A 24,627-nucleotide genomic window follows, 5' to 3' on the forward strand; every position below is an offset into this window, starting at 1 on the left:
CTGCTGGTGCCGGTCGTCGACGCGGTCCGCGCCAAGGTCGACATGCGTGAGCAGGTGGTCTCGTTCCCGCCGCAACCGGTGATCACCTCGGACAACCAGGTCGTCTCGATCGACACGGTGCTCTACTTCAAGGTCGTCGACCCGGTGCGCGGGTGCAGGTGATAAAGGTCCCGGGCGCCACCGCCCTGGTGTGGCAGGACGACATTTCCTCCACCGGCGAGCTGCCGGAAGCGACTAGGTGACGGGATGGCCGTCATCGCGGGCCTGGTGGTGGCCGTAGCGTTGATCATAGTGGTGACGCTGGCGAAGGCGGTGCGGATCGTGCCGCAGCAGCGTCAGGACGTGGTGGAGCGGCTCGGCAAGTACAAGAGCACCCTGAACCCGGGCCTGAACCTGCTGGTCCCGTTCGTCGACGCGGTGCGTACCAAGGTCGACATGCGGGAGCAGGTGGTCAGTTTCCCGCCGCAGCCGGTGATCACCTCCGACAACCTGGTGGTGTCGATCGACACCGTCCTCTACTACAAGGTGGTCGACTCGGTCCGGGCGACCTACGAGATCGCCAACTTCATCCAGGCGATCGAGCAGTTGACCGTCACGACGCTGCGTAACGTGATCGGTTCGCTCGACCTGGAGCGCGCGCTGACCAGCCGGGAGGAGATCAACCGGCACCTCTCCGGTGTGCTCGACGAGACCACCGGCCGGTGGGGCATCAAGGTCACCCGGGTGGAGATCAAGGCGATCGAGCCGCCGCCGAGCATCCGCGACTCGATGGAGAAGCAGATGCGCGCCGAGCGGGACCGCCGGGCCGCCATCCTCAACGCCGAGGGGCACAAGCAGTCGCAGATCCTCACCGCCGAGGGTGAGAAGCAGGCGGCGGTGCTGCGCGCCGACGGTGACCGGCAGGCCCGCATCCTGCAGGCCGAGGGTCAGGCGAAGGCGATCCGGACGGTCTTCGACGCGATCCACACCGCGAACCCGAGCCAGAAGGTGCTGGCCTACCAGTACCTCCAGGCGCTGCCGCAGATCGCCAACGGCACGGCCAACAAGGTCTGGATCGTCCCGGCCGAGCTGACCAAGGCGCTGGAGGGCATGGGCGGCGCGCTGGGCGGGCTGAGCAGGATGGTCGGCGACGAGCCGGCTCCCGAGGCGAAGCGCACCGCCAGCGAGGTCGAGCGGGAGGCCGCCGAGGCCGCCGAGGCGGCGGCGAGCGCCGCCCAGCAGATCCACGACGAGGTCCGCGTCGCCGAGGCGCAGGCCACCGGCGGGAACGTGCCGAAGGGGCTGCCGGCGCCCGAGCCGGTCTCCCCGGCCAGCCTGGTCAACGACCCGGCCGACCAGCGCGAACGGGCCTGACCCCGCCGCCGCCCACCCCGGGCGGCAAATGTGAGAAACGCTCATCAGACGCCCCGGCGCCTGCCACGATCGGTCCTGAGGGACGGGTGGTGGTCAGGCCCGGGGCGTCGACGCGTTCCGTGTCACCCGTCGCCGCAGACGGGTCGGCCCGGTGGCCCGCCCGTGCAGGCAGCCGGCGTCGCCCGGCGGAGCGGACGAGGTGAGGCATGAAGGACCCGGCGCAGCGGCTGTTCTCCCGTACCCCCGTTCCTGGCGCACACGACCCGGCCGGGCCGCTGGGCACCCGGCGCACCGGCGGCGGCTTCGGAGTGCTGCCCTTCGTCGGCGATCCCGGACCGGCCGCGCCGGCCACCGACGCCAGTTGGGCCTGGTCGCTGCGCCGGCTCGCCCGCGCCGCGGTCTGGCTGCTGCCCGCCTACGCGGTGCTGACCGGCACGGTGGCGATGGCCAGCGACGGCGGGGTCGGCAACGACCCCTACCCGGCCGACGGTCAGCCGCTCTACCTGCTCGGCTGGGTGGCGGCGATCTGGCTGGGTCTGCTCGCCCTGCTCGCGCTCACCGGCCTGCTCGCGGCCACCCGCAGCCGGCGGGGCGCGGTGGCCGGGTTGCTGACCAGCATCGGCGGTACGGTGCTGATGCTGCCCTTCGCCGGCCTGGCCGCGTCGACCCCCGTCTTCGGCACCACCGCCCGGACGCTGGTGCTGCTCGGCGCCACCGGTTACACCGTGGGTTGGCTGCTCATCGGCTGGGCGGTGGCCCGGTCCGGGGCGTTCGCGATCGGCGACGGGGCGATGCTGATGATCGCCGCACCCCTGCTCGGCCTCGGCGGCGCGCTGTTCGGCCCGTTGCAGACCTTCGGGGCGATCTTCGTGCTGGTCGCCGGCATCGGCATCGGCTACCGCTCCGGCCGGCTCGTCCCGGCCACCGTCGCCCGCGACGCCGCCACCGCCAGCGTCACCACCCCCTGACCCTCCCTCCCCACCACCCTCCTGCCCCGGTGATCAAGAGCTTTCGGTCAGGAATCCGGACGGGACGCGCCCAAACCTCTTGATCACCGAGCCGGGGGAGAGACGGGATGGACCGGACGGACGGGGACGACAGGGCATCCGGACGGGGAGGTCGCTGGCAGGTGACGGTGAGTTACCTGACAATCGGGTGCCGGAGTGGGCTGCTGGTCCGCGCGGTGGCAATGCTTACCCGCATGTCCTCACCCCGGACGCCGCTGACGCGGCTGCTCACCGTGCTGCTCGCCGGCCTGCTGGCCGGCCTGGTCCTCGCGGTCGCCGCGCTGCCGGGCAACCTGCTCGCGGGACTCGCCACCAGGGCGGTGCTCGGGGCGTTCGACGACCTGCCGGCGGCGCTGCGCACCCCGGCCACCCCGCAGCGCTCCTACCTCTACGCCAACGACGGTAGGACGCTGCTCACCACGTTCTACGACGTCAACCGCACCGACGTGCCGCTGGCCGAGATCGCCCCGACGCTGCGGCAGGCGATCGTCGCCGCCGAGGACCGCCGCTTCTACTCCCACGGCGGGGCCGACCTGCGCGGCATGGCGCGGGCCCTGGTCGCCAACGTCACCGGCGGCGGCACCGCCCAGGGCGGCTCCACGCTGACCATGCAGTACGTGCGCAACGTGCTCAAGAGCGACCCCAGCCGGACCGCCGAGGAGCGGGAGGCGGCCACCGAGCAGACCGTCGGGCGCAAGCTCCAGGAGATCCGGTACGCGACCGAGCTGGAGAAGACGCTCAGCAAGGACGAGATCCTCAACCGCTACCTCAACATCGCCTACTTCGGCTCCGGCGCGTACGGGGTCGCCGCCGCCAGCCAGCGCTACTTCGGCAAGGCACCGGCCGACCTGACGCTCGCCGAGTCGGCGCTGCTCGCCGGCCTGGTCCAGTCGCCCGACGAGTACAGCCCGATCGACGGGGACCGGGACGCGGCCCTGAAGCGGCGCGGGTACGTGCTCGACTCGATGATCGCCACCGGCGCGATCACCACCGCCCAGGCCGACGCGGCCCGCGCCGAGAAACTGACCCTGCACCCCACCGCCCAGCCCAACGGCTGCACCGCCACGGTGACCGCCGACGCGGGCTTCTTCTGCGACTACCTGCGCCGCTGGTGGCTGGAGCAGCCCGCCTTCGGGGCGACCGCGCAGGAGCGGGAGCAGGCGCTGCGCCGGGGCGGCTACCGGGTGGTCACCTCCCTCGACCCGGACGTCCAGGCCACCGCCGCCGCCGAGGCCCGCAAGGTCTATCCCGCCGACGACGCCCGCGCGCTGCCGATCGCCGCCGTCGAGCCCGGCACCGGCCGGGTGCTCGCCCTGGCCGTCAACCGGGAGTACGGGGTGGGCGACGGGCAGACCGTCAATCCGCTGGTCTCCGGCGGTGGCAGCATCACCGGCTACCAGGCCGGCTCGACGTTCAAGCTGTTCACCATGCTGGCCGCGCTGGAGAACGGTCGTACCCTGTCCACCGGGTTCGACTCGCCGAGCCGGCTGACCACCCGGTTCCCCGCCGAGGGGGAGGCCTCCTGCGGCGGCAGGTGGTGCCCGGCGAACGCCAACCCGGCGCGGATGGACGGCTACCGGATGATGTGGGACGGCTTCGGCCGCTCGGTGAACACCTACTTCGTCTGGCTGGAGGAGCAGGTCGGCCCGGCCAAGGTGGTGGAGATGGCGCAGCGTCTCGGGATCACCTTCCGGGCCCGGACCGACGCCGACCTCGCCGCGCACGACGCCGACAACTGGGGGGCGTTCACCCTCGGGGTGTCCGCGACCACCCCGCTCGACCTGGCCAACGCCTACGCGACGGTAGCCGCCGAGGGGACGTACTGCGCGCCGACGCCTGTGGTGTCGGTGACCGGCCCGGACGGTTCGACCGTGCCGGTCGGTCAGCCGGCCTGCCGGCAGGTGCTGTCGGCGGACGTGGCGCGGGCGGCCACCGACGCGGCCCGCTGCCCGGTCGGGCAGCAGTCGGCGTACGGGCAGTGCAACGGCAGCACCGCCGGTGGGGTGGACGGGATCGTGGGCCGCCCGGTGGCCGGCAAGACCGGCAGCTCGGAGCAGAACGCCACCGAGACCTTCGTCGGGTTCACCCCGCAGGTGGCGGTCGCGGGCATCGCCGCCAACCCCGACGACCCGAGCGACGCGGTCGGCGCGGCCGTGCAGGGTGAGGTGATCACCGCGGTGGCCCGGACCATCCGTACCGCGGTCGACGGCCTGCCGGTACGGGACTTCACCGCCCCCAGCCGGGAACTCGCGGGCAACCCGCAGCGTCCCGCGCCCCGCCCGACCCCCCGGGCCCCGGAGCGGGAGGACCAGAACCTCCCCCTGGACCTGCTCCGCTGGCTGCAGAACCGCCGGGGCTGACCCGCTGTCGCCCGGCTCCGGCCCGACCCGGGCTGCATGATCGAGCCTGTGCCGCTCCGCTCGGAGAGCCCACCCGCGATGTCGCCGGAACAGCGGTGTCCCTCCCGCCGGATACCGCTGTTCCGGGCCACCGCCGGGCGGGCCTGCGCTGTTCCGCGTTAACGCCGGGCGGGCCTGTCTACCGCCGGGTGGTGACGGGGGTGACCGCCCGGTCCAGGGCGGCGGCCACCGTCGTCGGGTCGGCGTCGCCGTCGATCACGGTGAAGTCGGCGAACCCGGCCAGCGCCCGGTAGCCGGCGTCCAGCGCGGTCAGGTGCGCCAACTCCTCGGTGTCGATGCCCCGGGTCAGCACCCGCTGCCGGGCCAGCTCCGGGGTGACCGTCAGGAAGCAGACCAGGTCGGGCTTCGGGAAGACGGCGTACGCGGCGCGGACCAGGCGGACGCCCCGGTCACCCCGGGCCCGCATGATCACGTACTGGCACCAGGTCCAGCGGTCCATCACCCCGACCCGCCCGGTCAGCCGGGTGACCGCCACCGCGCGGGCCAGCGCCAGCCAGCGCACCGTCGCCTCCAGCAGCGGATAGCAGCGCCGGCCGAACAGGTGCACGCCGTCGCGGCGGCCCACCGCCTGCGCCAGCCGGTTCCACAGTGGCCGGCCGCCGGCGTTCTCCAGGTAGACCGCCGGCACGCCCGCCGAGGTCAGCCGCCGGGCCAGCGCCCTGGCCTGGGTCGACTTGCCGGACCCGTCCACGCCCACCAGCGCCACCATCGTCGATCGTCGCACCCCGGGCACGCTAGCCCTCCCGGGCAACAACTCGGGGCCCACCGCCGGGCCGGACGAGCCATGATCGACACCGCGTCCCATGATCGCCCGACCCGACCGGGTGCGTGACGATCGACAGGGCGGCGGGCCCGGCCCATGATCGACCCATCATCGCCACACCAGCGGTGTCGGTCCCGCGCCGACCCCGCTGGTGGGGCGATGATGGCGAGCGGCCCCGGCCCCGGTGGCGGGTCAGCGGCGGGGGTGGATCAGCGGCGGGAGCGGGTCAGCGGCGGCGGGGACGGTAGGTGGCCAGGGTGGCGGGGATACCCCGGCGGACGATGCCGGCCCGGTCGGTGTCGCCGCGCAGCAGGGCCGCCGCCGTCTTGCGGGCCTGGTCGAGGGTGAAGTGCGGGGGCAGCATCAGCTCCGCCGGGTCGACCACCGCGTTCACCACCACCGGGCGGTCGGCGGTCAGCACCCGTCGCCACAGGCCGTCGACCTGGTCGGGGGAGTCGACCAGCACGCCGTCGAGGCCCAACACCTCGGCCCACCTGTGGTACGCGACGTCCGGCAGATCCTGGCTGGCCGGATAACGCGGGGTGCCCTCGGTGGAACGCTGTTCCCAGCTGACGAACGCCAGATCCCGGTTGTTGAGCACCAGCACCACGAAACGCGGGTCGGCCCACTGCCGCCAGTTCTTCGCCACGGTGATCAACTCGTTGACCCCGTTCATCTGCATCGCCCCGTCGCCGATCAACGCCACCACCGGACGGTCCGGGTGGGCGAACTTCGCCGCCAGGGCGTACGGCATGGCCCCACCCATAGACAGCAGGGTGCCGGAGAGGCTGGCCAGCATGCCGGGGCGGACCTGGAGGTGGCGGGCGTACCAGGCGGTGGCGGTGCCGCAGTCCACCGCGATCATCGCGTCGTCGGGCAGCACGTCGTTGAGGGTGTGGAACAGCAGTTGCGGGTTCACCGGGTGCGCGGGCTGCCCGGCCAGTTCCGCCTGGGCCTGCCGCCAACCCGAGGTGGCGTCGGCGATCGTCGCCCGCCAGGCCGTCGGCGCGGGCCCGTCGCCCAGCTCCCGCAGCAGCGCCCGCAGGGTCGGGCCGGCGTCGCCGGTCAGGTTGACCTCCGTCGGGTAACGCAGCCCCATCCGGGTGCCGTCCAGGTCGATCTGCACCGCACGGGCCTGCCCCTGCGGCGGATAGAACTCCGAGTACGGCATGTTGCTACCGACGATCAGCAGCCGGTCGCACTCCTGCATGAGCTGCCAGCTCGGCCGGGTGCCGAGCAACCCGATCGCCCCGGTCACCCACGGCTCGCGGTGGTCGACGGCGGTGAAGCCGAGCAGGGCGGTGGCCACCCCGGCACCCAGCCGGTCGGCGATCAGCCGTACCTCCGCCTCGGCGCCGAGCGCGCCCTGCCCGACCAGCATCGCCACCTTCTCGCCCCCGCGCAGCACCTCGGCGGCGCGGCGCAGTTCCGCCTCCGGTGGCACGGTCGGCATGCTGCTGGGGGCCGCGCTGGTGTGGTAATAGCCGTGCGCGTGCGGGGGGTCCGGCACCGCCGGCTCGTCCTGCACGTCCAGCGGGAGCACCAGCGCGGTCACCGTCCGGCGGGACAGCGCGGTACGGCAGGCCCGGTCCACCAGGTGCCGCACCTGGGACGGGTCGTCGAGCTGGGCCAGGAAGTCCCCGGCCACGTCCTTGTAGAGGGCGAGCAGGTCGACCTCCTGGTAGTAGCCGCCGCCCTCGGCGGTGAGCGCGGTGTTGCCGACCAGGGCCACCACCGGCTGGTGGTCGAGCTTGGCGTCGTAGAGGCCGTTGAGCAGGTGGATCGCGCCGGGGCCGCTGGTCGCCAGGGCGCAGCCGAGCGGGCCGCCGCCGTACTTGACGTGGGCGCTGGCGGCGAAGCCGGCGGTCTCCTCGTGGCGTACCTGGACGAACTCCATCCGGTCGCCGGCCCGTTGCAGGGCGGAGGTCATCCCGTTGATGCCGTCACCCGGGTAGCCGAAGTAGCGGTGCACCCCCCACTCGGCGAGCCGGGCCACGATGTGATCGGCGACCGTGGCGTTTCTCGGCAACCGGCCGTCGGTGGTGCCCGCTGCGCTCATCGTGGTGGTCCCTCCGGTCGCGTCCGCTTCCCGCCCCCCTTCCCGCTTCCTTCCCGCGCTTTCGAACCGCAAACCCGAGCATTCGTGCCACCTGTCCGGGCGGGCGGCGGACCGGCCGTCTAACGGAGCTGATTTCCGCCAATGGTGGTGGCGTCGCCTTTCCGGTCACGGCCCCCCGCCGATCGGTCGTCGCGGTCGGCCGCACCTGGTGAGGCCAACAGTTTTTCCGCATGCCAATATTGGTGACCTCGTCGTTGTCGATCACTGATATTTCGGAGTTCCTGCCGTGAATGAATTACCTCCGCTCACCGTGCTGCTCTGCGACAACGACCAGGCGGCGGCGGGTCGGCTCTATCGCGAACTGGCCGCCAGCCCGATGGTGGACCGGGTGCTGGTCGCCGAAGATCTCGACGACGCGGCCCAGCGGATGGCGGGCGGCGGCTACGAGGTGGTGGTCGTGGATCCCCTCAACCTGGGGCTCGGTGCGACAAGCGACTTCGTCGCCCGGATCCGGGGCCGGGATCCGCTGGTGGCCTTCGTGCTGCATGTCGACGTGGCCGAGACGGAACGACCGGCGAGCGTCTTCTACCAGGGCGATCGGGCCCGTTTCCGGGAACTGTTCGTGCTCGACAAACGCGTACCGGACGAGATGCTGCCGGCCGAGACCCGGACGGTGCTGACCCGGTGCCAGGCGCACCGGTTGCTGGCCGAGGGGCAGCGCAACGCGACCAGGCTGCTCGACGAGGTGTACGGCATCGCCGAGGCCAACCAGGACCCCTCCCTGCGGCAGCTCGCCGAGTCCGTCGACACCGCCCGGATCCTGGACCGGGTGCCGGTCGAGCCGGCGCTGGTGCAGCCGGCGCCGGTGCCCAACACGGTCTTCCTCTCCTACCGTTTCGTCGAGGAACAGGGGTACGTCGAGGGGCTACGTGGTCTCCTCGAGGACAACGGGTTCCAGGTGGTCACCGGCCGGGCGGCCGAGGGTTACGTCGGCAAGGCGGTGCTCAACCGCATCCGCGAGTGCGAGGCGTTCCTGTCGGTGATGACCCGTCACCAGCGGCTGGCGGAACCGGCCGACAACTACACCACCAGCGCCTGGCTGATCGAGGAGAAGGGTGCGGCGCTCGCCTTCAACAAGTACATCGTGTTGTTGGTGGAGACGGGGGTGGGCGACATCGGCGGCCTCCAGGGGGACTGGCAGCGGCACGAGTTCACCCCGCAGACCTTCCTCACCGCGGCCCGCGCCGCGATCCGGCAGTTGAGGGCCCGATTCGACACCCGGGGGTGAGCGCGCCATCGGCCGATGCCGCACCGGTCACTCCTCCGTTCGGCTACATTGGCAGGTACTAATGGGTCTGCTGTCTGGAACTAATTCCTGATATAGCTGGTCCCCGGTATTGATCGAATTGCAGATCGCGCAACGACCTGCCGTGCGGGCATGGAAAGGGATGCGCGACTGTTCTACTCTGAGGCTCGCGATGAAATCTGGCACAGTCGGAGGGTGTTGTGGCAGATGCATTCGATCCGGTCCGGTTCGACGGCGACCTCGCGATGCTCGATTCCTCGCCGCCATTGCATCGGTCCGGTCGATTGTCGGACACCCGACAATCCCCTTTCTTTGAAAACGATCGACACCGTCGGACGGCGATCGAGGCGATCCGGGCGGGTCGGATAGCGTTGAAATACGCCTACGCCGGCAGTGCCGCCTACACCCACGACGCGTACGCCCGGTCCGACGACTACCTGGCGATGCTCGTCTCGGCCCGGCAGGAGGCGGAGGCGTTGCTGGGCTCCGGCATCCTCGACCCGACGGCGACCACGATCGCCGAGATCGGTCCGGGCAACGGCCGCCGCAGTGGTGCCTTCCTCGCCCGGCTGGCCGACGGCGGTCGCCCCTGCCGGCGCTACCTCGCGCTGGACTTCAGCGCCACGCTGCTCTCGCTGGCCTGTGCCCGGCTCACCCACTCCGCCGGAGCGGCGATGACCGTCGACGCGCGGCTGTGGGACATCGAGTGCGGCTCGTCCGACCAGGTCGAGCGCTGGCGTCCCGCGGACGGTCCCGTGGTGAGCTGCCTGCTCGGGCACACCCTCGGCAACGTCGACTCACCGGCCGCCGCGCTGGGCAACATCCATGCCGGGCTGCGCCCGGGTGACGTGCTCCTGGTCAGCGTCCTGCTCCGGTGCGACGAGGGGGCGGCCACGACGCTGGCCCCGTACCGCGGCCCGGAGTTCCGGGCGGCGGCGCTGGAGCCGCTACTGGCCGCCGGCATCGCCGAGGCCGACCTGGAGTTCGACCTCTCCTTCCACGATGGCGTGGTGACCGGTGCGGCGGTGCTGGAGCGGGAGGTCGTCGTCGACGGCGCGTGCCTGCCCGCCGGGCACCGGATCCACTGCTTCCAGTCACGTCGATTCAGCTGCTCGGACGTCACAGGTGCCGTCGCCCAGGCGGGTTGGCACGTCCGCGACGTCGTCACGGAACCCGGAGGCGTCCATCTGGTCGTCACCGCGACTCGAGGATAGGGAGTGGGTATGCCGATGGGTGGTCAGGACGAGGGGCCGGGCCGCAGATCGCCGGCCGATCTGATCGAACGGGCACGGCGGGCGAGCCTGTTCTACCGGGCCTCCTACGAGGGCACCGACCCGCATCAGGTGCGGTTGCCGGCCGCGGCCGGCGACGAGCTGATCCAGGGCATCGCGGCGGGAGTCGACACCGAACTCTGCCAGATCGTCCCGTTCGCCGCGGCCGGTCAGTCTTCGCAGGCGCCGTTCTCGCGCGCCGTCTGGCGTCAGCTCGCCGCCCGTTGCGTCGTGCAGCGGCTGTATCTGGTGCCGACCGGCGGGGTGGACACCGACGAGGTCGACCGCCAGATCGTCGAGGACCGGCACCACAAGCTGCAGGCGTTCAGCGTCCCGATCTCCCTCGCCGGTGAGATGGCCACCGTGCCGATGAACGACATGTGGCTGATCGACCGGAGCGTGGTGGTACGGCAGGAGACCGGCACCGACGGCCTCGCCTCCTGGGTGGTCACCGGGAACTCCGAGGAGGTCGACCGGGCCCGCCGGCTGTGGGAGGAGCTGATGGGGCGACGATGCGCCCCCACCGCCGTCGCCCGACAGTATCCGGCCGGTCCGGAGCTCACCCGCTGGATCCTCCGGTCGGCCAGCATGCTCTACGCCATGGCGCCGATGTCGTGCACCGCCTCGCACTTCGACCGTAAGAGCTGCGTCTGGTACCACAGCGCCTGGCAGTACCTGCGCCTGTTCGACATGGTGAGCAGCCCCAACTGGCACGCCACCTTCTACGCCACCCAGCTGGTCGAGGCGGTGCGGGGCGGTGCCCGGCGGATCCTGATCAGTGGCGCGGCCGACTACACCATGCTGGCGTTCGTGCTGGACGCGGCCCGCGCAATGACCGGCAGGCTGCCCGACGACCTGGATGTGCACGCCCTCGACCTCTGCGAGACCCCGCTGCTCGCCTGCCGCTGGTACGCCGCCCAGGTGGGTGCGGAGGTGACCGTTCACCGCCGGGACATCACCCGCCCCGACCAGGTCGACGAGCTCGCCGACGACGGCTTCGACCTGGTGGTGACGGACGCGTTCCTGACCCGCTTCGACCGGCGGGCGGTGGACACCGTGCTCCAGAGCTGGTCCCGGCTGTTGCGACCGGGCGGACGGGTGATCACCACGGTCCGGTTGCATCCGGAGAACGAGTGGCCGCGCCGGGGTCCGGAGCCGCTCGACGAGGACGGCGAGGCGACGGAGGAGGAGCCGCAACAGGGCGGCCAGCCGCGGATGACCAACCTGGTCGACGACTTCGAGCTGCGGTTCCGGGAGCGGGCGGCCGGCTGGCGCACGCTGCTACCGGTGGAGCTGGAGGAGCTGTCCCGAGCCGCCCGACGCTACGCCGCCCAGATGACCAGCAACGACCTCGGTGACGCGGCGGAGGTGCAGGAAGCCTTCCGGCGCAGCGGTTTCCGACTGTCCACCTGCGACGTCGGGCGGGTCGGCGGCGAACTGGTCGGCACGGAATACATCAGACTGACTGCCGACTCATCGAGCGACAGGACGGTTACCAGCGGCTAACATCGGAGTCCTGTTGAGGAGACTCGCAGGGTGCGGCGCCGAAAGGGGTGAGGCGTCATTGTCCGATGGTGTGTACGCGCGGTGGGAGGCGGTTGAGGCGCTGGCACCCGAGGCCGGTGCGTACGACGTGCTGCTGGCGGCACGGTCCGATCTGATCAGGCAGCGTGACGAACTACTTGCCGGCCGGGAGGCGGCACTGAGTTTCCGGAAGCCGTCGATCCAGTTCCGCGACCGGACGGACGAACTCGTGATCGAGGTGCAGGCCGTCGGTGGAGACGTCTACGTCCGGCTGACCCCGGAGGTGATCCGCGCGGCGGTCGACCACCGGGACACCACCCCGCTGGACCTGCTCGCCGCCGGCCTGCTGGCCAGGGGAACGCTGGAGCGTGGCTGGCGGCCCCAGCGGGTGGGGCAGGCGCACGCACCGGGGCCGGAGACCCGGGCCTACTACGAGCGCATGTACCGCAGCACGCCCGCCTCCGCGAGGGTGGAGGGGCATCTGGACGTGGGCAACGACGTGGTGGTCATCGGCGACCCTGGTTCCGGCAAGTCGGCCCTCGCTGCGATCGTCGCCGATCGTTGGCTTGGTGCCGGAGGCGGGATGGTCTGGCTCAACCTGACCGACCCGGCCGACGGCCCGGAGTCCATCCTCGGCGCGCTGCTGCGGCACCCGGCCAACCAGCGCCGGCACCATCTGCTCGTGCTGGAGAACCTGCACGCCAACCTGCTGATCCTCGACGAGGTCTTCGCCGTCCGCGCCCGGTTGCGCGGGGAGTTCGGTCTCACGGTGCAGGTGTTGGCCACCAGCTGGAAGTCGGCCGGGGCCCTCCTGCGCGGCAGTGACCCGACCCGGGACCTGCACCAGGTGCAGGCTGAGGGGCGTGACCTGGTCCGGCAGCTCCTCGCCGACAGCGGTATCGGCGAGGCCGACCAGCGCGCGATCCGGCTCCTGGCGGAGGAGGACGCGCACATCGCCCTCACCGCGATCGACCTGTACGGGCGGGACGGCCGGGTGCCGACAGAGGCGGACCTGCAGGAGCACTACACCAGGCAGGTCGACGCTCCGGGCGAGCGGCGGATGCTCTACGTGCTCTCCTGCCTCGGTGTGCTCGAACTCCCGCTGTCGACCCGCGAGGCCGCTCAGTTCGGCACCGTGCCACAGCGACTGCGGGGCCTCGATCTCATCCACCAGGTGGACGGTGCCTACCAGGTGGGGCCCCGCCGCCGGGCGAAACTGGTGATGAACCACGCCCGCCACCACTGGGACGCCGACCGGCTGTGGAAGCGGCCGGAGCAGATCGTCTGGTTGCACCTGCAGCGTGGGGGCGAGCGCATGATGAAGGCGATGCTGAGTCGGCTCGACCGGCTGGTCTCACCGGGCGAGGCCCGTCGTGACGAACTCTATCTGCTCACCACCTGGGACCATCTGGGCCAGCTCGGCAAGTGGCTACGACGGCAGACCGCCAACGACCGCACCTGGGGCGGCAATCTCGGTGCGGCCGTCTTCGCCGCCAGCGCCCTGGCCCAGCTCAACCACGTCGACTCGTGGCGACAGATCGCCGAGGTGGTCCGCGACACGTGGCGCTACGACGATCCCGACCAGGACCTTCCGGTGCCGGCCGGCGCCAACACCGAGGACCACCAGGACTTCGTCGAGATCAAGGCGGCGATGGCCGAGGAGGACGCCCTGCTCGGGCCGGCACCGCACCTGGCCGGTCTGACCGCCGAAGACCTGGACACCGACCTGATGTACCGCAACTGGGTGCTCGGGCTGCTGCTCGGTTTCGAGGGCTCGGCACCCCCGGAGGCCCACGACGAACAGCGGATCACCCGGCTCGTGGAGATGGCCGAGCAGGCCGCGGAGGACGACGGGAACTTCTATCCGGCCCGGGTGCCGTGGGTGACCGCCCGGGTGGTGCTCGGGCTATGCCAGGCCGGTCTGCGACTGGATACCCCGGTGGTTCACAAGGCGTGCCAGTGGCTGCTGCGCGGAGTCGACGAGGGCGGGCCGCTGGGCGGCTGGTGGCGCAGTGGCACCGGCACCTGGAACCGGGCCGAGGCCACCACGGCGATGTGTCTGTCGGCGCTGACCCGGGCCGGGGTGGCCCGGAACCCGTCGATCGAGACCGCCTACGCCTGGTTGATCGGCCGGGAGGCGGAGTGGACGATTCCCGGCCGGGAGATCGACCTGGCCCAGGTGCTGGAGGCGACCCTGCTCTGCACGGAGAGCACCACCGGCACCCACGAACACCTCAAGACCCTGTTCTCCCGGATGAAGCAGGAACTTCGTGGTACGCGGCGCCTGCCGGGCGGGCCCGAGGAGCGGCTGCGGCTGCCTTTCGTCGCCTCCCAACTCGCCGACACCCTCTGGCAAGTGGTGCAGATGGAGAGCCTGAAACTCTACGGTGACGTGTTCAACGACGGCTGGCCGCAGACGCCGGTCGAACCGGTACCGAGTTCCACCGGGGAGCCCAACGGCCACCGCCGGGGCGGCACCCTGACCACACAGCAACTCGCCGAATGGCAGCAAGGCGTCGAACAGATCCGCATGACCATCCGGGAGAAGATCGCCAAGCGGGACGGCACGGTCCGCACCCGGGCGGTGGTGCGGGTCATCGAGCACTACCAGGATCTCCGGGCCCAGATCGCCGCCCTGCAGCGTCAGCTGCACCCCGACGTCGACCGTGACGTGTTGCGGCAGATCAACAAGCTGGGCCGGGAAGTCTGCGGTGCGGCCTGGGACCCGCCGTGGCCGTTCGACACCACCGGCGACGACCCGGACGACGAACCGGACGGTGACCGGTGACCACGGTCCTGCCCGCGCCGTCCACGCTGAACTTCCTGGCCGGCCTCTTCGCGGGTGCGGGCATCAACATGCTCACCTCGGTCTCCACCGGCCCGCCGGCCTCCACGGTGTCCACCGGCAAACTGGCCCTGGACAGCACGCTCTGGATGGTCGCCGCCGGCTTCCTGACCTGGGCGGCGCACCTGCTCCAGGCGGCCGAGCGGGAGGCTGACCTCTACATCGACCGCGACTTCAGCGAGGCCGAGAAACAGGAGATCCGTCAGGAGTACCTGCGCCGAGCGCTACGTCGTGCCCGACTGCCGCTCTGCCTGACCCTTCTGGCGTTCCTGGGCGCCGTGCTGCTGCTGCCGGGGTTGATCCGGTGGGAGCACCTCCTCGGGGTGCTCGTGAACTGAGTCCGTGGGGACGGGCAGAATCGGGCGGTGCCCGTTCACGAGATCACCGACCCCGACGACGCCCGGATCGCCGACTACCGGGCGTTGACCGACGTCGAGCTGCGTACCCGTTGGGAGCCCCCGCACGGGTTGTTCATCGCGGAGGGGGAGCTGGTGCTGCGCCGGGCGTTGCGGGCCGGCTATCCGGCCCGGTCGTACCTGGTCGACGCCAAGCGGGTCGACCAGCTCGCCGACCTGGACACCGGGGACGCCCCGGTCTACGCGGCCACCCCCGACGTGCTGGAGAAGGCGACCGGCTTCCACGTCCACCGGGGTGTGCTCGCCTCGTTCCACCGCAAACCCCTGCCCACCGCCGCCGAGGTGCTGGCCGCCGCCCGTCGGGTGGTGATCCTGGAGGACATCAACAACCACACCAACCTCGGGGCGATCTTCCGGGGGGCCGCCGCGCTCGGCATCGACGCGGTGCTGCTCTCGCCGTCCTGCGCCGATCCGCTCTACCGGCGCAGCGTGCGGGTCAGCATGGGAGAGGTGTTCGCGGTGCCGTACGCGAAGCTGGAGCGCTGGCCGGTCGGCCTGGACGAGGTACGCGCGGCGGGGTTCACCGTGCTCGCGATGACGCCGGCGGCGGACGCCGTACCGGTGCAGCGGTTGGCCCCGGCGCAGCGGGCGCGGGCGGCGCTGCTGCTGGGGGCGGAGGGTCCCGGCCTGACCGGGGCGGCGCAGGCGGCCAGCGACGTGCGGGTGGTGATCCCGATGCGGCGTGGCGTGGACTCGTTGAACGTGGCCGCGGCGGCGGCGGTGGCGTTCTGGGAGTTGGGCCGGGACGACCCGGTCGACGGGTAGCCGCCACGACCCCCGACTCATTTGCATGAGAATGCGGGCAGGTGCATAATCTTCCTTGTGTCCAAGGTTCTCACCTCCCTGCCCATCGGCGAACGTGTCGGCATCGCCTTCTCCGGCGGCCTCGACACCTCGGTCGCGGTCGCGTGGATGCGCGACAAGGGCGCCGTCCCGTGCGCCTACACCGCCGACATCGGCCAGTACGACGAGCCCGACATCGACTCGGTGCCCGGACGTGCGCTCAGCTACGGCGCCGAGGTCGCCCGCCTGGTCGACTGCCGCGCCGCCCTGGTCGAGGAGGGGCTGGCCGCGCTGACCTGCGGCGCCTTCCACATCCGCTCCGGCGGCCGGGCCTACTTCAACACCACCCCGCTGGGCCGGGCGGTGACCGGGACCCTGCTCGTCCGGGCGATGATCTCCGACGACGTGCAGATCTGGGGCGACGGCTCGACCTTCAAGGGCAACGACATCGAGCGGTTCTACCGCTACGGCCTGCTGGCCAACCCGCAGCTGCGGATCTACAAGCCGTGGCTGGACACCGACTTCGTCACCGAACTCGGCGGCCGCAAGGAGATGTCGGAGTGGCTGCTGGAACGCGGCCTGCCCTACCGGGACAGCACCGAGAAGGCGTACTCCACCGACGCCAACATCTGGGGCGCCACCCACGAGGCCAAGACCCTGGAACACCTCGACACCGGCATCGAGACGGTCAGCCCGATCATGGGGGTCCGGTTCTGGGACCCGTCCGTTGAGATCCCCACCGAGGACGTCACCATCGGCTTCGACCAGGGCCGCCCGGTGACGATCAACGGCAAGGAGTTCGGCAGCCCCGTCGACCTGGTGCTGGAGGCCAACGCCATCGGCGGCCGGCACGGCCTCGGTATGTCCGACCAGATCGAGAACCGGATCATCGAGGCCAAGAGCCGGGGCATCTACGAGGCCCCCGGCATGGCGCTGCTGCACGCCGCCTACGAGCGGCTGGTCAACGCCATCCACAACGAGGACACCCTGGCCAACTACCACCACGAGGGCCGCCGCCTCGGCCGGCTGATGTACGAGGGCCGCTGGCTCGACCCGCAGGCGCTGATGCTGCGCGAGTCGCTGCAACGCTGGGTGGGCACCGCCGTCACCGGCGAGGTGACCCTGCGGCTGCGCCGGGGCGAGGACTACTCGATCCTGGATACCACCGGCCCCGCGTTCAGCTACCACCCGGACAAACTGTCGATGGAGCGTACCGAGGACTCGGCCTTCGGCCCGTCCGACCGGATCGGCCAGCTCACCATGCGTAACCTCGACATCGCCGACTCGCGGGCCAAGCTGGAGCAGTACGCCACCCTCGGCCTGGTCGGCGGGGCGACCCCGCAGCGTGCGGTCGGCGCGGCGCAGGCCGCCTCCACCGGGCTGATCGGGGCGATGCCGCAGGGCGGCGCGGAGGCCATCGCCTCGCGGGGCGTCGCCACGGCCGACGACGAGGCCCTCGACCGGGCCGCGATGGAGTTCGGCGTCGACTGACCGTCGCGCCACCCGCCGGGACGGGTCACCGTCCCGGCCGGTGGGGCCGCCTCCGTCGTCGGGGCGGCGACGCACGGTGGATGGCGGGGCTCGGGGTCACGGAGGGTAGCGTGTCGCCGTGTTCCCTACCGTCCGTGAGGTGCTCGCGCTGGACCCGGTCCGCCACGGCGCCCCCCGGTTGGTCGCCGGGGAGACCGGCCTGGACCGTCCGGTGCGTTGGGTGCACGTGGCGGAGGTGCCCGACATCGCCACCCTGCTCGGCGGGGGTGAACTCGTGCTCACCACCGGCATCGGACTGCCCGCCGACGACACCGGACTGCGTGCCTTCATCGGCGACCTCGCCGCGGTGGGCGTCTCCGGACTCGTGGTCGAGCTGGGCCGCCGCTACCCGACCGAGGTGCCCCGGGTGATGGCCGTGGCCGCCGCCCGACGCGGGCTGCCCCTGGTCGAGCTGCGCCGGGCCACCCCGTTCGTGCGGATCACCGAGGCGGTGCACGCCCTGATCGTCGACGCCCAACTGCACGAGCTGCGGGCCGCCGAGGAGATCCACCAACGCTTCACCGAACTGTCCGTCGAGGGCGCCGGGGCCGCCGAGGTGGTCCGGCAGGCCGCCGCGCTGGCCGGCTGCCCGGTGGTGCTGGAGAACCTGTCCCGGCAGGTGCTCGCCTACGACCCGGCCGGGGAAAACGCCGAACTGCTGCTGGACGGCTGGGAGCAGCACTCCCGACGGTTGCGCCCCGCCGGCCGCACGGCGTACGACAGCGACAGCGGCTGGCTGGTCACCACCGTCGGCGCGCGCGGACAGGACTGGGGTCGGCTGCTGCTGCGCTGGCCGGCGCGGGCGGGCCTCGGCGACGGCCGGCCCGTCGGCACGCCGCCAACCCGGCTGACCATCCTGGTGGAGCGGGCCGCCTCAACCCTGGCGCTGGGCCGGCTGATCCGCCGCGACGCCGAAGGACTGGAACGGCAACTGCACCACACCCTGCTCACCGGCCTGCTCGACCACTCCCGGCCGGTGGACGAGATCGCCTTGCGGGCGCGGGCGCTGGGGGTGCCCCTGGAGCGTCGGCACCTGATCGGCGTCATGGTCCGGCTCCGCCGCGACACCCCGGCCGAGCACGCCGGACCGGGCGAGGGCGGCCTGGCCGACGCCGAGGCCGGCCCGGCCCGGCTACGTGACCTCGCCGAGGCGGTCGGCCAGGCGCTGCGGGAGGCGAAACTGACCGGGCTGACCAGCCCCGTCGACGACCAGGCGGTGGGGATCCTGCTCGCCCTGCCGGACGCCGCCGCCGAGGACCGCGCGCTGGCCGCGTTCGCCACCGCGCTGCGCCGCCGCCACCCCGACCAGCCGGCGCGCGTGCTCGTCGCCGCCGGGTCCGGGGTGGCGAGCCTGCGGGAGGTACGCCGCTCGCTGGTCGAGGCCCGCCAGGTCGCCGAGGCCGCCCGCCGGGACAGCCGTGACCTGCCGGTCTTCCGGCTGCCGCACGTCGGGCTGGCCGGACTGCTGCACCTGTTGCGCGACGAGCCCCGGTTGCAGACCTTCGTCGAACGGGAACTCGGCGCGCTGCTGGCCCACGACGCCCAGCACCCCCGGGAGCAACTGCTCGGTACCCTGCGTGCCTACCTGGAGCAGGGCCGTAACAAGTCGGCCGGCGCGGTCGCCGCGCACCTGTCCCGACCGGCCTTCTACGAACGGCTGGCCCGGATCGGCCGGATCCTCGGCGTCGACCTCGACTCGGTCGAAGCCTGCCTCTCCCTGCACGTCGCCCTGCTGGCCCTCGACGCCATCCGCACCCCCTGACGCACCTCCCCGCCCCGCCGCCCTTCCGCCCCGCCGCCCTTCCGGCCCGTGCCCGCCCGGCCCGTGCCCGCCCGGCAGGTCTCCGGTGATCAAGAGAAATGCGTCAGATTCCGTCGGCGGGGTGACGCGAACCTCTTGATCACCGCCCGCGCGGCCTGCCCGTCGACCGCGATCAAGAGGTTCGCGTCAGATTTCGCTGGCCGGGCGACGCATTCCTCTTGATCACCGTCCGACCGTCCGACCCCCCGCCCGGCGGGTTCGCCGTGATCAAGAGGAATGCGTCAGAATTCGCCGCCCCGGTGACGCGAACCTCTTGATCACCGGGGTGATGGGGGCCTGGCGAGGTGGGCGGGGTGGGCGAGGGGGAGTGGGGTCAGGTCAGGGTGTCCAGGGTCTTGGCGTAGGCGGCGGGGACGTGGTGGGGGCCGGCGGGGGTGAAGACGTCGGAGGTGGCCGCCGTCGACCAGGCGGCGGCGGGGACCGCGTCGACCAGGGCGCGGACCACCGGGGCGTCACGCCACTGGTCCTGGGCGGCCAGCAGGCTCAGCGCGACCACCGACTCCTCCACCTCGCCGACGCACTCGAACGGCTTGTGCCCGTCCACGCCGAGCAGTTCCCGGTAGCCGGGGATCTGCGTCTCGTCGGCCAGCAGGTCACCGCCGAAGATGCCGACCACCCGGTCCCGGGGCATGAACGGGGCCATGGCGAGGAAGACGAACCGGCACTTCGGGCAGTCGCGGCACCAGCGGGCGCTGGCGTCGCGCAGCTTGAACGCGGCGTTGCAGCTGGTCACCACCGCGTCGTACCGGTCGATGGTGGCGAACAGCCGGGCGATGTGCAGCTCCGACAACGGGCGCAGCAGCGAGAAGTACGGCTCGGTGAGCCCCGCGTGCCCGGCCAGCGCCGCCCGCAGCAGCCCCTCGGCCTCGACCCCCTTCGACCACTGGTGGTTGATCTCGTGACCGTTCCAGATCAGGTTCGGGTCGGACGCGGAGCGCTCGTTGGACATCACCACCGGCCCGAGCCCGTGCAGCACGGCGGTGGCGACCGCGATCAGCGAGTTGATCGCGGTGACCGGGATGTGCCCGTTGCGTGCCCCGGCCGCGTTCAGGTCGAACAGCACCGGGTCGAGCCGCCGGCGGGCGGCCAGCGCCGGCAACCCGGACGCCTCGTTCACCGCGACGATCACGTGGTTGGGGTTGACCGAGAACGGCACCGGGTCGAAGCCGCCCCGGCGCAGCGCCTCCAGGCTGACGATGGAGTCCTTGCCCCCGCCGACGGCCGACAGCGGACGCCTGTCGGAGTCGTCGTACACCCGGGGTGGCGGGACCTCGCCGGCCGGCACCTCGGGACGCAGCTCCAGCACGTGCGGGAGCTGGTTGCGGTAGGCGTACTCGGCGAGGCCCTTGGTGTAGACGGCGGTGACCAGCGCGGTGGCGGCCCCGCCCAACGGCGTCGGCAGCACCAGGCGCGGCGGGGCGGCGGCCTTGTAGTAGCTGACCCCGGCCACCACGTGCAGCAGTTCCAGGACCCGGCCCAGGGTGGCCAGCGTCTGCGCCGACGGCGGCGTGGCCGGCACCGGCAGCGTGATCACCTCGGTGAACCGCTGCTCGCCGTCGGGGCCGGTCAGGAGGTAGTCGAACGACGCCGCGCCGGTGGCGGGCTCGAACGCGTACGACGGGAAGGTGAAGGCGTCCATCCGCCGGAGCTGCTCGTTGGGCACACGCCATACTAGGCCCTGGTTCGTCCGGCCGGGTCCGCTGTGCCGGACCGGGCCACCGCACCACCGTCGACACCCGAGGGAGAGTTCGTGCGCCTGTCCGATCTGCGCGGCCGTACCGTCGCCGTCTGGGGGGCCGGCCGGGAGGGCCGCGCCGCCGTGACCGCCATCGCCGCGCACGGCCCGGCCGACCTGGTCGCCGTCGACGACAGCGCGAACTTCCTCACCGTGGCCTGGGAGGGCCCGCTCGCCGAGGCCGCGCCGCTGGTCACCGGGGAGGAGGGGTTCGCCCGGCTGGCCGCCGCCGAGATCGTGGTCCGGTCGCCGGGGGTGCCCAACACCCACCCGTGGCTGGTCGAGTTGCGGGCGCGGGGGGCGACCGTGACGCAGGGCACCGCCCTGTGGATGGCCGACCATGCCGACCGGACGATCGGGGTCACCGGCAGCAAGGGCAAGTCGACCACGTCCAGCCTGATCAGCCACCTGCTCGCGGCGGTGGACCGGCCCAACGTGCTGGGCGGCAACATCGGCGTGCCCACCCTCGACCTGCCCGAGGCCGAGCTGTACGTGCTGGAGCTGTCCAGCTACCAGTGCAGCGACCTGACCGACTCGCCCCGGGTGGCGGTGGTCACCGCGCTGTTCCCCGAACACCTGGACGCGCACGGCGGCGAGGCCGAGTACTACCGCGACAAGCTGAACCTGATCGCGTACGGCCCGCGCACCGTGGTGGTCAACGGTAACGACCCGCGCCTCGCCCTGGAACTGGGCGACCGGGCGGCGGTGCGCGCCGGCCTGCCCGACTCCGTGCACGTCGCCACCGGCCCGGACGGCACCGACAGGTTCCACCTCGGCGACCGGCCGCTGTTCGCCCGGGGGGTGCTGCCGTTGGTCGGCCGGCACAACGCGGGCAACCTCTGTGTGGCGCTCGCCGTGCTCGACGCGCTCGGGGTCGACGTCGTCGCCCACAGGGACACCCTGGCGGTGGCGGTCGCCGGGTTCCACGGGCTGGCCCACCGGCTCACCGAGATCGTCGACCCGTCCGGCCTGACCTTCGTCGACGACACCCTCGCCACCAGCCCGTACGCGGCGATGCACGCGATCGACGCGTACGACGGGCGGCCGTTGACGGTGATCGTCGGCGGCACCGACCGGGGGTTGGACTACACCCCGCTGGCCACCCACCTGGCCGAGCGGGAACTGACCGTGATCGGCATCCCGGACAGCGGTCCCCGGATCGTGGCGGCGCTGGCCGGACTGCCGAAGGTGCGTACCGAAACGGTGGACGACCTGGCGGACGCGGTCCGGTTGTCGCGGGCGGTGACCCCGACCGACGGGGTGGTGCTGTTGTCCCCGGCGGCGCCCAGCTACGGCCGGTTCCGCAACTTCGAGCACCGGTCCGAGGTGTTCGCCGAGGCGATCCGGGCCACCGCCGCCGGCTGAGCCCGCCCGCGCCGCCGGTGCCGTCCGGCCGCGCCGCCCGCCCGGCTGCCCACGCCGCCCGCCAGACCGTGCCGCCCGTGCCGGTCGGGTGACGTCGTGTCAGGCGGGGGCGGCGGTCGGGCGACACAGTGGCAGTTGTCGGCGGCCGGCCGGGGTGGCAGCGTGCGAGGCACGCGAACCCCGCCGCGGAAGGGTGTGCCGATGACCGCCGACGACCTGCTGGCCCGACACCGGGCCGTGCTCCCGTCCTGGATGCCGCTCTACTACGCCGAGCCGATCGAGCTGGTCGCCGGGTCCGGCCGCCGGGTCACCGACGCCCAGGGGCGCAGCTACCTGGACTTCTTCGGCGGCGTGCTGACCAACATGATCGGCTACGACATCCCGGAGATCCGCGAGGCGGTGGAGCGTCAGCTGCGGACCGGCCTGGTGCACACCTCCACCCTCTACCTGATCCGGCAGCAGGTGGAGCTGGCCGAGAAGATCGTCCAGGTCGCCGGTATCCCGGACGCCCGGGTCTTCTTCACCAACTCCGGCACCGAGGCGAACGAGGCGGCGCTGCTGGCCGCCACCAGCTACCGCCGCTCGCACCAGATCCTCGCCGTCCGCAACAGCTACCACGGCCGGTCGTACGCGACGATGGGGATCACCGGCAACCGGAGCTGGACGGCCAGCGCGCACAACCCGCTCCAGGTGGCCTGGCTGCACTCCGGGGAGCGGCTGCGCGGGCTGCTCGCCCGGCTGCCCGCCGACGACCGGATCGACGCCGCCGTGGAGGACCTGCGCGAGGTGCTCGCCACCCAGACCAGCGGCGACGTGGCCTGCCTGATCGCCGAGCCGGTCCAGGGGGTCGGCGGTTTCGTCGCCCCGCCCGACGGGCTGTTCGCCGGCTGGCGCAAGGTGCTCGACGAGCACGGCATCCTGCTCATCTCCGACGAGGTGCAGACCGGTTGGGGGCGCACCGGCGCGCACTTCTGGGGCTACCAGGCGCACGGGGTCACCCCGGACCTGCTCACCTTCGCCAAGGGCATCGGCAACGGCTTCGCGCTGGCCGGCGTGGTCGGCCGGGCCGAGATCATGGAGTCGGTGCCGGCGATCAGCTTCTCCACCTTCGGCGGCAACCCGCTCTGCACCGCCGCCGGCAACGCCGTCCTGGACTACCTGCGTGACCACGACCTCCAGGCCAACGCCGCCCGGGTGGGCGCGATCCTCGTCGACGGCCTGCGGGCCGCGGTCGCCGACCTCGACGGGGTGGCCGAGATCCGGGGCCGCGGGCTGATGCTCGCCGTGGAGTTCGTCCAGCCGGGTGGCACGGAGCCCGATCCGGCGCTAACCGGCCGGGTCGTCGAGGCGTGCCGGGCCGGCGGCCTGCTGGTCGGCAAGGGCGGCCTGCACGGCAACGTGGTGCGGATGGGTCCACCGTTGACCCTGACCGAGGCCGAGGCCCGGGAGGGGCTGGCCATCCTGGTCGAGGCGATCCGGTCGACGGTGGCGGCGGAGGCGGCGCGGTGAACGGGGAGACCCGGCGGACGTCACCCGGCCCGCAGGCCGCGCCCACCGTGGACGGTGCCCGGATCGGGCACTTCGTCGACGGTGAGCGGATCGACGGGACGTCCGGCCGGCACGGGGACGTGTTCGACCCGGCGACCGGTCGGCGTACCGGACTCGTGGCGCTGGCCGACGCGGCGGACGTCGCGGTGGCGGTCGAGGCCGCCGGGCGGGCCGCCCGGAGCTGGCGGGACGCCTCGCTGGCCCGCCGCACGGCGGTGCTGTTCGCCTTCCGGGAGCTGGTCCACGCCCGCCGGGACCGGCTCGCCGAGGTGATCACCGCCGAGCACGGCAAGGTGCTCGCCGACGCCGCCGGCGAGGTGCAGCGCGGCCTCGAGGTGATCGAGTACGCCTGCGGTATCGCCTCGGCACTGCGCGGACGGTTCAGCGAGAACGTCTCCACCGGGGTCGACTCGTACAGCCTGCGGCAGCCGCTGGGGGTGGTGGCGGTGATCTCGCCGTTCAACTTCCCGGTGATGGTGCCGCTGTGGTTCGTGCCGGTGGCGGTGGCCTGCGGCAACGCGGTGGTGCTCAAGCCGAGCGAGAAGGACCCGGGTGCGGCGCTGCTGCTGGCCGAGTGGTTCGTCGAGGCGGGCCTGCCGGCCGGGGTGCTCAACGTGGTCAACGGCGACGCCGAGGCGGTCGACGCGCTGCTGGACCATCCCGACGTGCGGGCGGTGTCGTTCGTCGGTTCCACCCCGGTCGCCCGGCACGTGCACCGGCGCGCGACGCTCACCGGCAAGCGGGTGCAGGCCCTCGGCGGGGCGAAGAACCACCTGGTGGTGCTCCCGGACGCCGATCTGGACCTGGCCGCCGACGCGGCGGTCAACGCCGGGTTCGGCTCGGCGGGCGAGCGGTGCATGGCGATCTCCGCGCTGGTGGC

At 72.4% G+C, this 24,627-nt stretch carries 17 protein-coding genes and 1 pseudogene; 15 read left to right on the plus strand and 3 right to left on the minus strand.

The annotated features are described in order from the left end of the window. The 4 genes and pseudogenes from ACOJTC_RS05265 to ACOJTC_RS05280 all read left to right on the plus strand — a co-directional run. Window positions 1-150, plus strand: a pseudogene (locus tag ACOJTC_RS05265) (SPFH domain-containing protein); the annotation flags it as partial. Between the two features lie 96 nt (window positions 151-246). Next, window positions 247-1,353, plus strand: coding sequence for an SPFH domain-containing protein (locus ACOJTC_RS05270; protein ID WP_420115977.1), 1,107 nt, complete (start codon window positions 247-249; stop codon window positions 1,351-1,353). Window positions 1,354-1,559: 206 nt separating this feature from the next. Beyond that, the gene (locus ACOJTC_RS05275) at window positions 1,560-2,321 is read left to right on the plus strand and encodes a hypothetical protein (protein ID WP_420115978.1); all 762 of its coding nucleotides are present in this window, start codon (window positions 1,560-1,562) and stop codon (window positions 2,319-2,321) included. Window positions 2,322-2,488: 167 nt separating this feature from the next. Then, the gene (locus ACOJTC_RS05280; RefSeq protein WP_420115979.1) at window positions 2,489-4,720 is read left to right on the plus strand and encodes a transglycosylase domain-containing protein; all 2,232 of its coding nucleotides are present in this window, start codon (window positions 2,489-2,491) and stop codon (window positions 4,718-4,720) included. Window positions 4,721-4,898: 178 nt separating this feature from the next. Here ACOJTC_RS05280 and ACOJTC_RS05285 read toward each other — a convergent pair whose 3' ends face one another. Next, window positions 4,899-5,504 carry a dTMP kinase gene (locus ACOJTC_RS05285; RefSeq protein ID WP_420115980.1) on the minus strand — a complete coding sequence of 202 codons (606 nt, stop codon included), beginning with the start codon at window positions 5,502-5,504 and terminating at the stop codon, window positions 4,899-4,901. Window positions 5,505-5,769: 265 nt separating this feature from the next. Next, window positions 5,770-7,602 carry a thiamine pyrophosphate-requiring protein gene (locus ACOJTC_RS05290; RefSeq protein ID WP_420115981.1) on the minus strand — a complete coding sequence of 611 codons (1,833 nt, stop codon included), beginning with the start codon at window positions 7,600-7,602 and terminating at the stop codon, window positions 5,770-5,772. Window positions 7,603-7,888: 286 nt separating this feature from the next. Here ACOJTC_RS05290 and ACOJTC_RS05295 point away from each other — a divergent pair, with 286 nt between their 5' ends. The 8 genes from ACOJTC_RS05295 to ACOJTC_RS05330 all read left to right on the plus strand — a co-directional run bounded on the left by ACOJTC_RS05295 (window position 7,889) and on the right by ACOJTC_RS05330 (window position 19,039). Further along, window positions 7,889-8,890 carry a hypothetical protein gene (locus tag ACOJTC_RS05295; RefSeq protein WP_420115982.1) on the plus strand — a complete coding sequence of 334 codons (1,002 nt, stop codon included), beginning with the start codon at window positions 7,889-7,891 and terminating at the stop codon, window positions 8,888-8,890. 389 nt (window positions 8,891-9,279) lie between these two features. Next, the gene (locus ACOJTC_RS05300) at window positions 9,280-10,122 is read left to right on the plus strand and encodes an L-histidine N(alpha)-methyltransferase (RefSeq protein ID WP_420115983.1); all 843 of its coding nucleotides are present in this window, start codon (window positions 9,280-9,282) and stop codon (window positions 10,120-10,122) included. A gap of 9 nt (window positions 10,123-10,131) precedes the next feature. Next, entirely contained in the window at window positions 10,132-11,685 is a 1,554-nt protein-coding gene (locus ACOJTC_RS05305; RefSeq protein WP_420115984.1) for a class I SAM-dependent methyltransferase, read from the plus strand. Window positions 11,686-11,743: 58 nt separating this feature from the next. Further along, the gene (locus tag ACOJTC_RS05310) at window positions 11,744-14,491 is read left to right on the plus strand and encodes a hypothetical protein (RefSeq protein WP_420115985.1); all 2,748 of its coding nucleotides are present in this window, start codon (window positions 11,744-11,746) and stop codon (window positions 14,489-14,491) included. After that, a complete protein-coding gene (locus ACOJTC_RS05315) occupies window positions 14,488-14,886 on the plus strand; it encodes a hypothetical protein (RefSeq protein WP_204926162.1) in 399 nt (132 codons plus the stop codon). Before ACOJTC_RS05310 ends, ACOJTC_RS05315 begins: the two co-directional genes overlap by 4 nt. A 27-nt stretch (window positions 14,887-14,913) precedes the next feature. Further along, window positions 14,914-15,729, plus strand: a complete 816-nt coding sequence (locus ACOJTC_RS05320) for a TrmH family RNA methyltransferase (RefSeq protein WP_420115986.1) — start codon at window positions 14,914-14,916, stop codon at window positions 15,727-15,729. Between the two features lie 57 nt (window positions 15,730-15,786). Continuing rightward, complete coding sequence (gene argG / locus ACOJTC_RS05325) at window positions 15,787-17,238, plus strand: argininosuccinate synthase (protein ID WP_420115987.1); 1,452 nt, start codon at window positions 15,787-15,789, stop codon at window positions 17,236-17,238. Window positions 17,239-17,356: 118 nt separating this feature from the next. Next, on the plus strand, window positions 17,357-19,039 hold the full coding sequence (locus ACOJTC_RS05330; protein ID WP_420115988.1) for a PucR family transcriptional regulator: 1,683 nt from the start codon (window positions 17,357-17,359) through the stop codon (window positions 19,037-19,039). A gap of 373 nt (window positions 19,040-19,412) precedes the next feature. Here ACOJTC_RS05330 and ACOJTC_RS05335 read toward each other — a convergent pair whose 3' ends face one another. Continuing rightward, the gene (locus ACOJTC_RS05335; protein ID WP_420115989.1) at window positions 19,413-20,762 is read right to left on the minus strand and encodes a hypothetical protein; all 1,350 of its coding nucleotides are present in this window, start codon (window positions 20,760-20,762) and stop codon (window positions 19,413-19,415) included. A gap of 87 nt (window positions 20,763-20,849) precedes the next feature. Here ACOJTC_RS05335 and murD point away from each other — a divergent pair, with 87 nt between their 5' ends. From murD to ACOJTC_RS05350, 3 genes are all read left to right on the plus strand, one after another. Next, the gene (murD, locus tag ACOJTC_RS05340) at window positions 20,850-22,199 is read left to right on the plus strand and encodes a UDP-N-acetylmuramoyl-L-alanine--D-glutamate ligase (protein ID WP_420115990.1); all 1,350 of its coding nucleotides are present in this window, start codon (window positions 20,850-20,852) and stop codon (window positions 22,197-22,199) included. 201 nt (window positions 22,200-22,400) lie between these two features. Continuing rightward, window positions 22,401-23,708: an aspartate aminotransferase family protein gene (locus ACOJTC_RS05345; protein ID WP_420115991.1), complete on the plus strand. Its 1,308-nt coding sequence runs from the start codon at window positions 22,401-22,403 to the stop codon at window positions 23,706-23,708. A gap of 62 nt (window positions 23,709-23,770) precedes the next feature. After that, on the plus strand, window positions 23,771-24,627 hold an 857-nt coding region (locus ACOJTC_RS05350; RefSeq protein ID WP_420115992.1), incomplete at its 3' end, for an aldehyde dehydrogenase family protein.

The organism is Micromonospora sp., assembly GCF_048594385.1.
GTDB classification, from domain to species: domain Bacteria; phylum Actinomycetota; class Actinomycetes; order Mycobacteriales; family Micromonosporaceae; genus Micromonospora; species Micromonospora wenchangensis.